General features: G+C 62.5%; 11 protein-coding genes. 9 read left to right on the top strand and 2 right to left on the bottom strand.

What is annotated here, in order from left to right; genetic code table 11:
- On the bottom strand, positions 1 to 218 hold a 218-nt coding region (locus AC0L17_RS31035), incomplete at its 3' end, for a LacI family DNA-binding transcriptional regulator (protein WP_473518562.1).
- Positions 219 to 605: 387 nt separating this feature from the next.
- On the opposite strand from AC0L17_RS31035, the gene AC0L17_RS31030 reads away from it, so the two are divergent.
- From AC0L17_RS31030 to AC0L17_RS30995, 8 genes are all read left to right on the top strand, one after another.
- Positions 606 to 1844 (top strand): ABC transporter substrate-binding protein, encoded by a 1239-nt coding sequence (locus AC0L17_RS31030; protein ID WP_473518561.1) that lies wholly within the window; start codon positions 606 to 608, stop codon positions 1842 to 1844.
- A 123-nt stretch (positions 1845 to 1967) separates the two neighbouring features.
- Positions 1968 to 2861 (top strand): carbohydrate ABC transporter permease, encoded by an 894-nt coding sequence (locus tag AC0L17_RS31025; protein WP_027153094.1) that lies wholly within the window; start codon positions 1968 to 1970, stop codon positions 2859 to 2861.
- Complete coding sequence (locus tag AC0L17_RS31020; RefSeq protein ID WP_027153093.1) at positions 2854 to 3789, top strand: carbohydrate ABC transporter permease; 936 nt, start codon at positions 2854 to 2856, stop codon at positions 3787 to 3789. Before AC0L17_RS31025 ends, AC0L17_RS31020 begins: the two co-directional genes overlap by 8 nt.
- Positions 3790 to 3791: 2 nt before the next feature.
- The gene (locus AC0L17_RS31015) at positions 3792 to 4889 is read left to right on the top strand and encodes an ABC transporter ATP-binding protein (RefSeq protein ID WP_473518560.1); all 1098 of its coding nucleotides are present in this window, start codon (positions 3792 to 3794) and stop codon (positions 4887 to 4889) included.
- A 55-nt stretch (positions 4890 to 4944) separates the two neighbouring features.
- On the top strand, positions 4945 to 5691 hold the full coding sequence (locus AC0L17_RS31010) for a sugar phosphate isomerase/epimerase family protein (protein ID WP_473518559.1): 747 nt from the start codon (positions 4945 to 4947) through the stop codon (positions 5689 to 5691).
- 12 nt (positions 5692 to 5703) lie between these two features.
- On the top strand, positions 5704 to 6867 hold the full coding sequence (locus tag AC0L17_RS31005; protein WP_473518558.1) for a Gfo/Idh/MocA family protein: 1164 nt from the start codon (positions 5704 to 5706) through the stop codon (positions 6865 to 6867).
- A gap of 123 nt (positions 6868 to 6990) precedes the next feature.
- Positions 6991 to 8037, top strand: coding sequence for an L-glyceraldehyde 3-phosphate reductase (gene mgrA, locus AC0L17_RS31000; RefSeq protein ID WP_473518557.1), 1047 nt, complete (start codon positions 6991 to 6993; stop codon positions 8035 to 8037).
- A gap of 185 nt (positions 8038 to 8222) precedes the next feature.
- Positions 8223 to 8627, top strand: a complete 405-nt coding sequence (locus tag AC0L17_RS30995; RefSeq protein ID WP_023797411.1) for a Fur family transcriptional regulator — start codon at positions 8223 to 8225, stop codon at positions 8625 to 8627.
- A 130-nt stretch (positions 8628 to 8757) separates the two neighbouring features.
- Here the strand turns inward: AC0L17_RS30995 and polA are convergent, their stop codons facing one another.
- Complete coding sequence (gene polA / locus AC0L17_RS30990; protein ID WP_473518556.1) at positions 8758 to 11724, bottom strand: DNA polymerase I; 2967 nt, start codon at positions 11722 to 11724, stop codon at positions 8758 to 8760.
- Positions 11725 to 12128: 404 nt separating this feature from the next.
- Between polA and AC0L17_RS30985 the strand changes: the two genes are divergently transcribed.
- Positions 12129 to 13514: a M20/M25/M40 family metallo-hydrolase gene (locus tag AC0L17_RS30985; RefSeq protein ID WP_236375929.1), complete on the top strand. Its 1386-nt coding sequence runs from the start codon at positions 12129 to 12131 to the stop codon at positions 13512 to 13514.
- Positions 13515 to 13614: the final 100 nt, after the last annotated feature.

The following is a 13614-nucleotide window of genomic DNA, read 5'->3' as shown; positions in this document are numbered from 1 at the left end:
GTCTTGCCGGTCCGCAGCCGCACACCGGCGCGGTTCGGCCGGTAGCCGATCTGCTTGGCGACAAGCTGGACGCGTCGCCTGGTCTCGGCGCCGATCTCGGGCGCGTCCTTCAACGCCCGCGACACGGTGGTGACGCCCAGCCCGGTCATGAAGGCAAGCGTCTTCAATGTCGGCCGGCCCGAGCCCTCGTCGTCCTTTTCCGTCTGATCTCTGTCCATTCATCCAGCCCGCCCGTCAGGCGCATAGCAGTTGCCGTGCAGGTCGGCAATCGGCGATGAACACCCTATATACTGAAACGTTACAGATTGTCACTTGCCATCGCGCAGCGGCCAGTAAAAGCTGGCCTGGATGAGCGGCGCTTCGTTCGACGCAAAGTCGGTGTGCGTCGGCAAGGCTTTGCCCGCCAAGGGTTTGCCGTTATTTCACGCATTGCAGCATCATTTTTGCGATGCAGCCTGCCTTGCTGCGGTGCAGTAGCGGACATTGCGCGGCGGGTTTGTTCGCGGCTCGAAAAAATGCCGAGCTGCTCCTGTTCGGGGGTTGCGCGCTTCCAATAATTGCCGTATCGAAAATCTGTAACGTTTCAGATTCTGGGAGGAGCCGAAATGCGATACCAAATCATGACCGCTGCGTTGGCGGTGACAACCGCGCTGCCATTCGCCGGCCCAGCGGCAGCGACGGATCTGGAAGTCACCCATTGGTGGACTTCAGGCGGCGAGGCGGCGGCGGTCGCCGAATTCGCCAAGGCGTTCGACGCGACAGGCAATCATTGGGTCGACGGCGCCATCGCCGGCTCCGGCGGCACGGCGCGGCCGATCATGATCAGCCGCATCACTGGCGGCGACCCTATGGGCGCCACCCAGTTCAACCACGGAAGGCAAGCCGAAGAACTGGTGCAGGCCGGTCTGATGCGCGATTTGACCGAGCTCGCCACAAGGGACAAGTGGGCGGAAATCGTCCAGCCGAAGAGCCTGCTCGATGGCTGCACCCTCGACGGCAAGATCTATTGCGTGCCGGTCAACATTCACTCCTGGCAGTGGCTGTGGCTGTCGAACGCGGCCTTCGAAAAGGCCGGTGTGCCGGTGCCGAAGAATTGGAATGAATACGTCGCGGCCGCCCCGGCGCTGGAGAAGGCAGGCATCTTACCGATGGCGCTCGGCGGGCAGCCCTGGCAATCCTCGGGCACCTTCGACGTGCTGCTTACGGCGGTCGGCGGCACGGACGCTTTCTTGAAGGTCTATCGCGACAAGGATGCCGAATTCGCCGCCGGGCCCGAGGTCGCCAAGGTGTTCAAGGCCGCGGATGATGCCCGCAAGATGGCGAAGAACACCAATGTGCAGGACTGGAACCAGGCTACCAATATGGTCATCTCCGGCAAGGCCGGCGGCCAGATCATGGGCGACTGGGCGCAGGGCGAGTTCCAGGTTGCCGGCCAGACCGCCGGCAAGGACTACACGTGTCTTCCCGGCCTTGGCCTGAACGAGGTCATCGCCACCGGCGGCGACGCCTTCTACTTCCCGTTGCTGCAGGACGCGGAAAAGTCCAAGGCGCAGGAAGCGCTGGCCGAAACGCTGCTCGATCCCAAGACGCAGGTCGCCTTCAACCTCAAGAAGGGCTCGCTGCCGGTGCGTGGCGATATCGACCTCAAGGCGGCGAACGACTGCATGAAGAAAGGGCTCGACATCCTGGCCAAGGGCAGCGTCATGCCCTGGACGGACCAGCTGCTGTCGCAAGACACCCAAAAGCAGAAGGAGGACCTTTTCTCCGAATTCTTCGCCAAGCCGGACATGACCGTGGAAGAGGCGCAAAAGCGCTTCGCCGACATCGTCGCCTCAGCGGACTGACTTTTCGACGAACCGCTCGCTCCCGGCCCGCCGCGGGGCCGGGAGCTCCGGGTCAAGAGACTCTTCGGCCTTGACCCTTGGCCCTAACCCTTTGGCCTTACCCGATCCAGCCCGGCTGTGCAGATGAGCAAGAGCGAACGCCCCAACCAACTCTTCCGCAACCTTAATGCCAAGGTCGCCTCTATTCCGATGGTCCTCACCGCACTGGTGATCTTCGTTGGCGGCAGCGCGTGGACGGTGCTCTATTCCTTCACCAATTCAAAACTGCTGCCGCGGCTGAACTTCGTCGGGCTCGACCAGTATTATCGGCTGTGGTCGACGCCGCGCTGGCTGGTCTCGATCGAAAACCTGCTGGTCTACGGTGTGCTGTCGCTGGTGTTCTCTCTGGTCATCGGCTTCATGCTGGCGGCGCTGCTCGACCAGAAGATCCGCTTCGAGGACACGTTCCGCACCATCTTCCTCTACCCGTTCGCGCTCTCCTTCATCGTCACCGGTCTGGTCTGGCAGTGGCTGCTCAACCCGGAGTTCGGAATCCAGGGGGTGGTGCGCGGCCTCGGCTGGGAAAGCTTCAGCTTCGATCCGCTCTACAATTCCGACATCGTCATCTACGGCATCCTGATCGCCGCGCTCTGGCAAGGCACCGGGCTGATCATGTGCCTGATGCTGGCAGGCCTGCGCGGCATCGACGAGGATATCTGGAAGGCCGCGCGGGTGGATGGGATACCCACCCTAAAAACCTATCTGTTCATCATCATCCCGATGATGCGACCGGTCTTCATCACCGCGCTTGTCATCATCGCCGCCGGCATCGTCAAGGTCTATGACCTGGTCGTCGCCCAGACCAGCGGCGGTCCCGGCATCGCCTCCGAAGTGCCGGCCAAATATGTCTATGACTACATGTTTTTCGCCCAGAACCTCGGCCAGGGTTTTGCTGCCTCGACCATGATGCTGCTGTCGGTGGTGGTCGTCATCGTTCCCTGGGCCTATCTCGAATTCGGAGGCAAGAAGCGTGGCTGACCTTGCCGTTCCCCTGCCTGCCGGTACGGGCTCTATCGGGCTTGAGGCATCCGGGCCGCGAGGACCCAAGCCGCGGCATGTGTTCTCGCGCCGCAACATCTTCCTCTATGGCACGCTGATCGTGGTGGCGCTGTATTATCTGCTGCCACTCTATGTGATGGTGGTGACGTCGCTCAAGGGCATGCCGGAGATACGCCTCGGCAACATCTTCTCGCCGCCGCTGGAGATCACCTTCGAGCCTTGGGTGAAGGCCTGGTCCAGCGCCTGCACCGGTCTCAACTGCGACGGGCTCTCGCGCGGCTTCTGGAATTCGGTGCGCATCACAGTCCCGTCGGTCGTCCTGTCGATCGCCATCGCTTCAGTGAATGGCTACGCGCTTGCCAACTGGCGCTTCAAGGGCGCCGATACTTTCTTCGTGATCCTGATCGTCGGCGCCTTCATCCCCTATCAGGTGATGATCTATCCGATCGTCATCATCCTGCGCGAGATCGGCCTCTATGGCAGCCTGAGCGGCCTGGTGATCGTCCATTCCATTTTCGGCATGCCGATCCTGACGCTGTTGTTCCGCAACTATTTCACTTCGATGCCGGAGGAACTGTTCCGGGCGGCGCGCGTCGACGGCGCCGGCTTCTGGGGCATCTATTTCCGCATCATGCTGCCGATGTCGCTGCCGATCTTCGTCGTCGCCATCATCCTGCAGGTGACCGGCATCTGGAACGACTTCCTGTTCGGCGTCGTCTACACCCGCCCCGACACCTATCCGATGACGGTGCAGCTCAACAACATCGTCAACTCGGTGCAAGGCGTGAAGGAATACAACGTCAACATGGCCGCCACCATCCTGACCGGCCTGGTACCGCTCGTCGTCTACTTCGTTTCCGGCAAGCTTTTCGTGCGTGGCATCGCCGCCGGCGCGGTGAAAGGATGATGATGACAAGACTCGAAAATCCCAGCGTCTCAATCCAGGACTTGTCGCTGAATTTCGGCGCGATCTCGGTGCTGGAAACCCTCAACATCGACGTCGCCGAGGGCGAGTTCATCGTGCTGCTCGGGCCGTCCGGCTGCGGCAAGTCGACCCTGCTCAACTGCATCGCCGGTCTGCTCGACGTTTCGGACGGCCGCATCTTCATCAAGGGCAAGAACGTCACCTGGGAGGAGCCCAAGGACCGTGGCATCGGCATGGTGTTCCAGTCCTATGCGCTCTACCCGCAGATGACGGTGGAGAAGAACCTGTCGTTCGGGCTGCGCGTTGCCGGCATTCCCAGGGACGAGATCGCCAAGCGCATTGCACGGGCCGCCGAAATCCTGCAGATCGAGCCGCTGCTGCAGCGCAAGCCGTCGGCGCTTTCGGGCGGACAGCGCCAGCGTGTGGCGATCGGGCGGGCGCTGGTGCGCGACGTCGACGTCTTCCTGTTCGACGAGCCGCTCTCCAACCTCGACGCCAAGCTGCGCGCCGAATTGCGTGTCGAGATAAAACTGCTGCACAGCAAATTGCAGAACACCATGATCTATGTCACCCACGACCAGATCGAGGCGATGACGCTGGCCGACCGCATCGCGGTGATGAAGGGCGGCGTCATCCAGCAGCTCGACGCCCCGCAGACCATCTACAATCGCCCGGTCAACCGTTTCGTCGCCGGCTTCCTCGGCTCGCCGGCGATGAATTTCCTCGACGGCAGGCTGGAGAAGGACGATGGCAACTGGCACTTCGTCGCCGAGGAGGTGCGGATCCCGCTTGCCACCTACGCTTTCGAAAAGGAGCCCGTGCCGGGAGCGGCGGTGTTCGGTATCCGGCCCGAGCATGTCGCGTTCAACAGCGGCTCCGGATGGCCGTTCACAGCCACGTCAAATGTCGTGGTCGTCGAACCAATGGGTTCCGACACGCTGGTCTGGCTGAAGCTCGCAAATCAGAATTTCACCGTGCGGGTGACATCTGAGCGCACGCCAAACAACGCCGACACCGTGAGCATCGGTTTTGACCCGATGCGCGCTTCGCTGTTCGACGCTGCAACCGGCAGCCGCCTGTAACACCCCGAGAATTTCACCCTCAAGCACATCCATCCCCAGAGAACGGACAGAGACGATGAATTGGTCATTCCAACTTTACAGCGCCCGCAACTTCCAGCCTTGGGCAGGGGTGCTCAAGATGCTCGGCGAGCTTGGCTACGCACAAGTCGAAGGGTTCGGCGGCGTCTATGACGATCCCAAGGCTTTTCGTGCCGAACTCGACAAGAACGGCCTCGCCATGCCGACCGGCCATTTCTCGATCGATGCGCTCGAGAACGATTTCGACGGCGTGCGCAAAATCGCCGACGCGCTCGGCATCACGCTGCTCATCTGCCCCTATCTGGTCGCCGAGAGCAGGCCGACCGACGCCGCCGGCTGGCGCGGCTTCGGCGCACGCCTGGCCAAGGTCGGCGAGACGGCTGACAAAGCCGGCTACGGCTTTGCCTGGCACAACCATGATTTCGAGTTCAAGAAGCTTGCCGACGGTTCGGTGCCGCAGGATCACATCCTGGCGGCAGCGCCCGACATCGGCTGGGAGATGGACGTCGCCTGGGTGGTGCGCGGCGGCGACGATCCGCTGCCCTGGATCGAGAAGCATGGCAAACGCATCGCCGCCGTCCATGTCAAGGACATCGCCAAGCCCGGCGAGGGCCTCGACGAGGACGGTTGGTCGGATGTCGGCCACGGCACGATCGACTGGGCCGGTCTGATCCAGGCGCTGCGCGCCAAAAGCGCCGCCAAATACTACGTCATGGAACAGGACAACCCCAACGACATCGAGCGCTTCGCCCGCCGCTCGATCGCAGCCGCCAAGACCTATTAGGAGCAAACCAGCATGGCAAAAAAACTTGGGGTCGGCGTTATCGGCTGCGGCAACATCTCGAAGGCGTATTTCTCGTTTGCGCCGCTGTTTCGCGGCATCGAGATGCGCGCCTGCGCGGATATCAACATGGATGCAGCCAAGGCGCGGGCGAAGGAGTTCAAGCTGCGCGCCGAGACAGTCGAGGGTCTGCTCAACGCCGACGACATCGACATCATCGTCAACCTCACCGTTCCGGCGGTGCACTATGAGGTGTCGAAACAGATCCTCGATGCCGGCAAGCACGTCTATTCGGAAAAGCCGTTCGTGCTGTCGGTCAAGGAAGGGCTGGACCTGAAGAAACTGGCGGAGAAAGACGGACTGCGCATCGGCTCGGCGCCGGACACTTTCCTCGGTGGCGCGCACCAGCTCGTCCGCAACCTCATCGACAGTGGCAAGCTCGGCAAGATCACCAGCGGCACATGCCATGTGATGAACCATGGGATGGAGCATTGGCACCCCAATCCGGACTTCTTCTTCCAGCCTGGCGCTGGGCCGGTGCTCGATATCGGACCCTACTACATCACCAACCTGATCCAGCTGATCGGGCCGGTGAAGCAGGTGGCAGCCTTCGCTTCGATCCCGAAGACGGAGCGTACGATCTCGTCCAAGCCTCGCGCCGGCGAAAAAGTCCTGGTCGCCACGCCGACGACGATCCACGGCGTGATGGAGTTCGAGAATGGCGCCGTGGTGACGCTCAATACCAGCTGGGACGTGTGGAGCCATGGCCATGCGCCGATGGAACTCTACGGCGAATTGGGCACGGTGTTTTTGCCGGATCCGAATTTCTTCGGCGGCGACGTTCGCTTCACCGATGCCGCCAAGCCGGTCAAGAAGCTGCCAAAGTGGAAGCATCCATTCGGCGTGGCCAACCAGATGCATTCGCACGGCATGATGGCCAACTACCGCACCGCCGGTCTCGCCGACATGGCGCTGGCGATCACGGAAGGACGGCCGCATCGCTGCTCGATGGAACTGGCGCTGCATGCCGTCGATGTGATGACCGGCATGTTGCGGTCGGGCGCGAGCGGAAAGTTCGTTGCCATGCAGACCACCTGCGAACGGCCTGCGGCACTGGGCGTCAAGGACGCGGAAGGGCTGTTGGCGAAGAAGAAAGGGCTGTTGGCGAAGAAGAAGTAACGCAAGCGCTTCAGCGATCCCTCTCCCCATAGGAACTGCGAGAGGCTAAGGGTGAGAGGCAGAGCCGACTCACCCTTTTCGCGGTGGCAACTGCCGGGCTCGCTTTTGATTTGAGGATCTCCCATGCCCTATGTGCCCGCCGAAAACCGTTACGAGAACATGGTCTACAATCGCTGCGGGCGATCCGGCCTGAAATTGCCAGCGATCTCGCTCGGGCTCTGGCACAATTTCGGTGACGACACGCCGCACCGGACCAAGCAGGCGATCGCGCGCAAGGCCTTCGATCTCGGCATCACGCATTTCGACCTCGCCAACAATTACGGCCCGCCGCCCGGTTCGGCGGAGACGGCTTTCGGCGAAATCCTGCGGACGGATTTCTCCTCTTTTCGTGACGAGCTGATCATCTCGACCAAGGCCGGGTATGAGATGTGGGCCGGACCCTATGGCGAGTGGGGCGGGCGCAAATATGTGCTGGCCAGCCTCGATCAGAGCCTGAAGCGGATGGGGCTCGACTATGTCGACATCTTTTATTCGCACCGCTTCGACCCTGATACTCCGCTGGAAGAAACGATGGGCGCGCTCGATCACGCGGTGCGCTCGGGCAAGGCGCTTTATGCCGGCATCTCCTCCTACAATTCGCAGCGCACACGCGAGGCCGCCGACATATTGAAGCAACTCGGCACGCCTTGCATCATCCATCAGCCGAGCTATTCGATGCTCAACCGCTGGGTCGAGGACGATGGTCTGCTCGACACGCTGGAGGGGCTCGGCGTCGGCTCAATCGTGTTCACGCCGCTGGCGCAAGGCATGCTGACCGACAAATATCTCGGCGGCATCCCTGAGGGCAGCCGCGCCAGCCAGGGCAAGTCGCTGCGGCCGGCCTTCATCAACGACAAGACCATCGTCAACATCAAGGCGCTGAACGCCATCGCCGGCCGACGCGGCCAGACGCTGGCGCAGATGGCGCTGGCCTGGGTGCTGCGCAGGGGCCGGGTGACCTCGGCGCTGATCGGCGCCAGCCGGCCGGAACAGGTCGAGGATTGCGTCGGCGCGCTGAAGGCGCTCGATTTCAGCGATGCCGAACTCGCCGAAATCGACACCTACGCGCGCGAGGCCGACATCAATCTGTGGGCCGCCTCCGCCGAGCGCAAGGGTCCGCCACGGAAGTGACAATCACTTCAGGTTTGCATCGATTGGCATAGCCAAACAATGCCTCGGAGTTGGCCGGCTTCTGGGCCATGCCGACACAGAAACAGTAGCAAAAAGGCCGGTTCGTCGCTATCTGGAGAGAATTGAAGCCGCTTGCATGCGGAAAATGACGAGCAACCGGCGCAAAACGGGTTGGAAACAGGATCATGGCGGCAAGGGATGTGCTGACGAAAAACCAGTTGTGCGTGCTCGAGAAACTCGAGGCCGCCAGCGGGCCGCTCAGCGCCTATACATTGCTCGACCAGCTTCGCGATCGGGGTTTTCGCGCCCCGCTGCAGGTCTATCGCGCGCTCGACACGCTGGTGAAGTCCGGCTTCGTGCACCGGCTCGAAAGCCTCAATTCCTTTGTCGCCTGCGCCGAGCCGCACGACCACAGCCATTCGATGACCGCCTTTGCCATCTGCGACACATGCGGGCAGGTGACCGAATTCTCCGACCATGATGTCGGGCACCGGCTCGACGAATGGGTACGCTCGACCGGCTTCGCCGCCAAGAAGGCGGTGATCGAATTCCGCGGCACGTGTGCCAAATGCCTGGCCGAGGCGGCTTAGGGCTAGGCCAGCTAACCTATTGATGCTGGAGGGACAGCACCCCCCTCTGTCCTGCCGGACAGTCCGGCAGGACAGAGGGGGGGGTGCGAAGGAACTCGACCTAGCGGGCTGCAAGCATCCGCATGAGGCCCTAATGCGCCTCTTCCCAATTGTCGGCGGCGCGGGCGTCGACGTGCAGCGGCACCGACATCGACACCGCCGGCATCGCGGCGTTCTCCATCACATGACGCACGACGGGGATCGTCGCCTCGACCTCCGCTTCGGCCGTCTCGAAGACCAGTTCGTCATGCACTTGCAGCAGCATGCGGGCGGACAGCTTCGCCTTTTCCAGCGCTTCGTCCATGCGGATCATGGCGCGGCGGATGATGTCGGCCGCGGTGCCCTGCAGCCGGGCGTTGATCGAGGCGCGCTCGTTGAAGGCACGGACCGACGGGTTTGACGACCGTATCTCCGGGTAGTGGATGCGGCGGCCGAAGATCGTTTCGACATAGCCGTATTCGCGGGCATAGGCCTTGGTCGCGTCGATATAATCGCGGATGCCGGGGAAGCGTTCGAAGTATTTCTTGATGTAGGCGCCGGCCTCTTCGCGCGGGATCGACAGCTGGTTGGCCAGGCCAAAGGCGGAAATGCCGTAGATGATGCCAAAATTGATCGCCTTGGCGCGGCGGCGTACCTCCGAGGGCATGCCCTCGACCGGCACGTTGAACATCTCCGAGGCGGTGATGGCGTGGATGTCGGCGCCGTCGGCAAACGCCTGCTTGAGCTGCGGGATCTCGGCGACATGGGCGAGCACGCGCAGCTCGATCTGGCTGTAGTCGGCGGAAACCAGCTTGTTGCCCTTGTCGGCGATGAACGCCGTCCGGATCTTTCGCCCCTCGACGGTGCGTACCGGAATGTTCTGCAAATTGGGATCGGAGGACGACAGCCGGCCTGTCGTCGTTGCGGCAAGCGCGTATGAGGTGTGGACGCGCTTCGTATCGGGATGGACGAAACCGGGCAGCGCGTCGGTATAGGTCGATTTCAATTTGGTCAGCTGGCGCCAGTCGACGATCTTGCGCGGCAGCTCGTGGCCTTCTGCGGCGAGGTCTTCCAGGAGCTGGGCCGAGGTCGACCATTGGCCGGTCTTGGTCTTGGAGCCGCCGGGCAGGCCCATCCTGCCGAACAGGATGTCGCCGAGCTGTTTTGGCGAGCCGATATTGATGCGCTCGCCGACGAGCTGGTAGATCTCGTCCTCCAGCCGCGCGGCGCCCTGTGCCAGCTCGCCGGAGAGCCGCGACAGGATCTGCCGGTCGACGGAGATGCCGCGCTGCTCCATCCTTGCCAGAACCGGCACCAGCGGCCGTTCCAGCCGCTCGTAGACCGAGACGAGGCCCTTGGCGGCAAGCCGCGGCTTCAGCACCCGCCAGAGCCTGAGCGTCACATCGGCGTGCTCCGCGGCATAGGCCGTTGCCTTGTCGATGTCGACCTGGTCGAAGCCGACGAAGCTTCTTCCAGAGCCGGCCAGTTCCTTGAGGGCAATAGTCGAGTGGCCGAGCCACTTTTCCGACAGAGCCGCCATGCTGTGGCCGCCGGACGTGCCTGCGTCGAGCACATAGGAAATCAGCATGATGTCGTCGAAGGGGGCGATATCGATGCCATGGCGGCTCATGACGACGAGGTCGTATTTCAGCTCCTGAACGATCTTGAGAACCGACCTGTCCTCCAGCAACGGCTTCAGGATGGCAAGCGCATCACGGATCGGAATCTGGTTTTCGACCACTCCGCCGCCGAGCAGGTCGCCATTGCCGCGTTTGTGGGCGAGCGGCACGTAGGCGGCGCGACCGGGCGCAGTGGCTAGGGACAGGCCGATCAACTCGGCCTGCATCGGATCGGCTGAATTGGTCTCGGTGTCGAAGCCGACGATGCCAGCCTCCATCGCCACGGCCACCCATGCCTTCAACACTTCAGTGTCGCGGATGGAGACGTAGGCGCTGGTGTCGATCTTGCTGGCGGTGGCGTCCTCGAAGCGAAGCGCCGAGAGAAGCGATGGGGTGTCGCCTTGCTTGGGTTCCACCTTGACGGTGGCCGGCACCGCTTCCCCGGCTTCGTCTGTCACTGTGCCCGCCACGTTTTCGGCGGCTGCCGGCACGCCAAACCCCATATCGGGACCATGCGCGGTGTCGGCGCGCTCGATAATGACGGGCATGGCCTTGACGTCAGCCGCTTCCGTTCCGGTCGCTTCCGCCACGCGGCGGGTCAGCGAGGAGAATTCCATCGTCTTGAGGAAGCCGATCAGCTTTGGTCCGTCGGGCGGATGCAATACGAAATCGTCAAGTCCGCTGATCCCCGGCACGTCGTTCTTCAGAGTCACCAGTTCACGCGAGATGCGCGCCTTGTCGGCGTTGGCGATGATCGATTCGCGGCGTTTGTCCTGCTTGATCTCGGCGGCGCGGGCGAGCAGCGTATCGAGATCGCCGAACTGTTCCAGCAATTGCGCTGCGGTCTTCGGCCCGATGCCGGGCACGCCCGGCACATTATCGACCGAATCGCCGGTCAGCGCCTGCAGGTCGATCATTTTTTCCGGCGGCACGCCCCATTTCTCGATCACCTCGGGAACGCCGATCTGGCGGTCCTTCATCGGGTCGTACATGGCGACCGAAGGGCCGACCAGCTGCATCAGATCCTTGTCGGAGGAGATGATGGTGGTGTCGGCGCCGGCTTCGCAGGCAAGCCGGCAATAGGTGGCGATCAGGTCGTCGGCCTCGTAGCCTTCCGTCTCGAGGCAGGGCAGGTTGAAGGCCCTGGTCGCCTGGCGGATCAGGCCGAACTGCGGGATCAGATCTTCCGGCGGTGCCGAGCGGTTGGCCTTGTATTCGGGGTAGAGGTCGTTGCGGAAGGTTTTCGACGAATAGTCGAAGATGACGGCGAAATGCGTCGGCACGATGCCGACATCGGTGTTGCGGGCGTCCTGCGTCAGCTTCCACACCATGTTGCAGAAGCCGAGCACGGCACTGGTCGGCAGCCCATCGGATTTGCGGGTCAGTGGCGGCAGCGCGTGATAGGCACGGAAGATGTAGCCGGAGCCGTCGACAAGGAACAGATGATCGCCTTTTTTCATGGGACGAAGGGATAGCGCGGCGCGGCGTTGTGGTCCATGCCAAAGGCGGCCTCAACCACCGGTTCCGGCAACATCCCCGACACGTCGATCCGATCACGGCTATGTTACGAAAGTGTAATCTTCGTGCCCTTGAATCGCCACGTTCGGAGACACAGATAAACGCCATCGGCATTTTTCGCCGAGGTCCGGAGCAAGGCCCGTCCCCCGCCTATCCCGGACACTTGCGGCAGCCTATCCCCCCTCTCCGGGCTGCCGCATCGTTTCGAGTAAAGGCCGCCGTGGTTCCCCCTCCACCACGGCGGCATTTTTTTGCCTTTCGGTGCCCGTGGTCCAACGACCGCTGGCTTTTCGTTTCTGCCTCGCAGCTTTAGGGTTGCCGCTCAGAATCGAAAGGCTTTATAAAAATGTCCAGAATTTCTCCCGTCCTCGACCGCCTCGACAAAAATCTCGACGAGAGCCTGGAGCGCCTGTTTGGCCTGCTCAGGATCAAGTCGATCTCCACCGATCCATCCTATGCCGCAGACTGCCGCAAGGCGGCAGAATGGCTGGTGGCCGAGCTCAGACTGATCGGCTTCGACGCCAGCGTGCGTGACACGCCAGGCCATCCGATGGTGGTGGCGCACCATGACGGGCCGGCGGGCGCGCCGCATGTCCTGTTCTATGGCCATTACGACGTGCAGCCGGTCGACCCGATCGAGCTTTGGGAAAGCGATCCGTTCGCGCCTTCGGTAAAGCAGATCGAGCCCGGCCGCCAGGTGATCGCGGGACGTGGTTCGGCCGACGACAAGGGGCAGTTGATGACCTTCGTCGAGGCTTGCCGCGCCTGGAAGCAGGTGCATGGCGGGCTGCCGTGCCGCATCACAATTCTGTTCGAGGGCGAGGAGGAGTCCGGCTCGCCATCGCTGAAGCCGTTCCTCGAGGCAAATGCGGCCGAACTCAAGGCCGACTTCGCGCTTGTCTGCGACACCGGCATGTGGGACCGCGAAACACCGTCCATCTGCGTCGCGCTGCGCGGGTTGGTGGGCGAGGAGATCACGGTGAAAGCCGCCGACCGCGACCTGCATTCCGGTCTCTACGGCGGTGCTGCCGCCAATCCGATTCGCATCCTGGCCAGGATCCTGGCCGACATCCACGACAAGGACGGCCGCGTCACCATTCCCGGTTTCTATGACGGTGTCGAGGAGACGCCTTCGCAGATCCTGAAGTCGTGGGAGGCGCTCGGCGAGACCGCTGAGACGTTCCTTGGGCCCGTCGGCCTGTCGATCCCTTCCGGCGAACACGGCCGCTCGGTGCTCGAACTCACCTGGGCGCGGCCGACTGCCGAGTTCAACGGCATTATAGGTGGCTATACCGGCAAAGGGTTCAAGACGGTGATCGCGGCGGAAGCCTCGGCAAAAGTGTCTTTCCGCCTCGTCCACAAGCAGAACCCGGAAAAGATCCGCGCCGCTTTCCAGGCCTTCGTCAGGGAGCGCATCCCGGCCGACTGCTCAGTCGATTTCCACCCGCATGGCGGCTCGCCGGCGATCCAGCTTTCCTACGACTCGCCATTTCTCGCCAAGGCCAAGGACGCGCTGTCCGACGAATGGCCGAAGCCGGCGGTGACCACGGGAAGCGGCGGCTCGATCCCGGTGGTCGGCGATTTCCAGACTTATCTCGGCATCGAATCCTTGCTTGTCGGTTTCGGGCTCGACGATGACCGCATCCATTCGCCGAACGAGAAATACGAGATGAGTTCCTTCCACAAGGGCCAGCGCTCGTGGGCGCGCATTCTCGACGCGCTGACACGCTGAGAGGGCCAGACTGCAACTTTCTGTTGATTTTTCATCGGATCGCGGCGAGGACGGGATAGAGCGACGCCGCGCCCAGTTGGACGCACGAATGGGCCGCGAC

It is taken from the genome of Mesorhizobium sp. WSM4829 (genome assembly GCF_055811475.1).
This window is presented reverse-complemented; position numbering and strand designations above follow the sequence as displayed.

Excerpts from the sequence above, each read along its gene's own strand:
- AC0L17_RS31005 (WP_473518558.1), top strand. The coding sequence starts at position 5,704 with ATGGCAAAAAAACTTGGGGTCGGCGTTATCGGCTGCGGCAACATCTCG.
- mgrA (WP_473518557.1), top strand. The coding sequence starts at position 6,991 with ATGCCCTATGTGCCCGCCGAAAACCGTTACGAGAACATGGTCTACAAT.
- AC0L17_RS30985 (WP_236375929.1), top strand. The coding sequence starts at position 12,129 with ATGTCCAGAATTTCTCCCGTCCTCGACCGCCTCGACAAAAATCTCGAC.
- AC0L17_RS31030 (WP_473518561.1), top strand. The coding sequence starts at position 606 with ATGCGATACCAAATCATGACCGCTGCGTTGGCGGTGACAACCGCGCTG.
- AC0L17_RS31015 (WP_473518560.1), top strand. The coding sequence starts at position 3,792 with ATGACAAGACTCGAAAATCCCAGCGTCTCAATCCAGGACTTGTCGCTG.
- AC0L17_RS30995 (WP_023797411.1), top strand. The coding sequence starts at position 8,223 with ATGGCGGCAAGGGATGTGCTGACGAAAAACCAGTTGTGCGTGCTCGAG.
- AC0L17_RS31025 (WP_027153094.1), top strand. The coding sequence starts at position 1,968 with ATGAGCAAGAGCGAACGCCCCAACCAACTCTTCCGCAACCTTAATGCC.
- AC0L17_RS31010 (WP_473518559.1), top strand. The coding sequence starts at position 4,945 with ATGAATTGGTCATTCCAACTTTACAGCGCCCGCAACTTCCAGCCTTGG.
- polA (WP_473518556.1), bottom strand. The coding sequence starts at position 11,724 with ATGAAAAAAGGCGATCATCTGTTCCTTGTCGACGGCTCCGGCTACATC.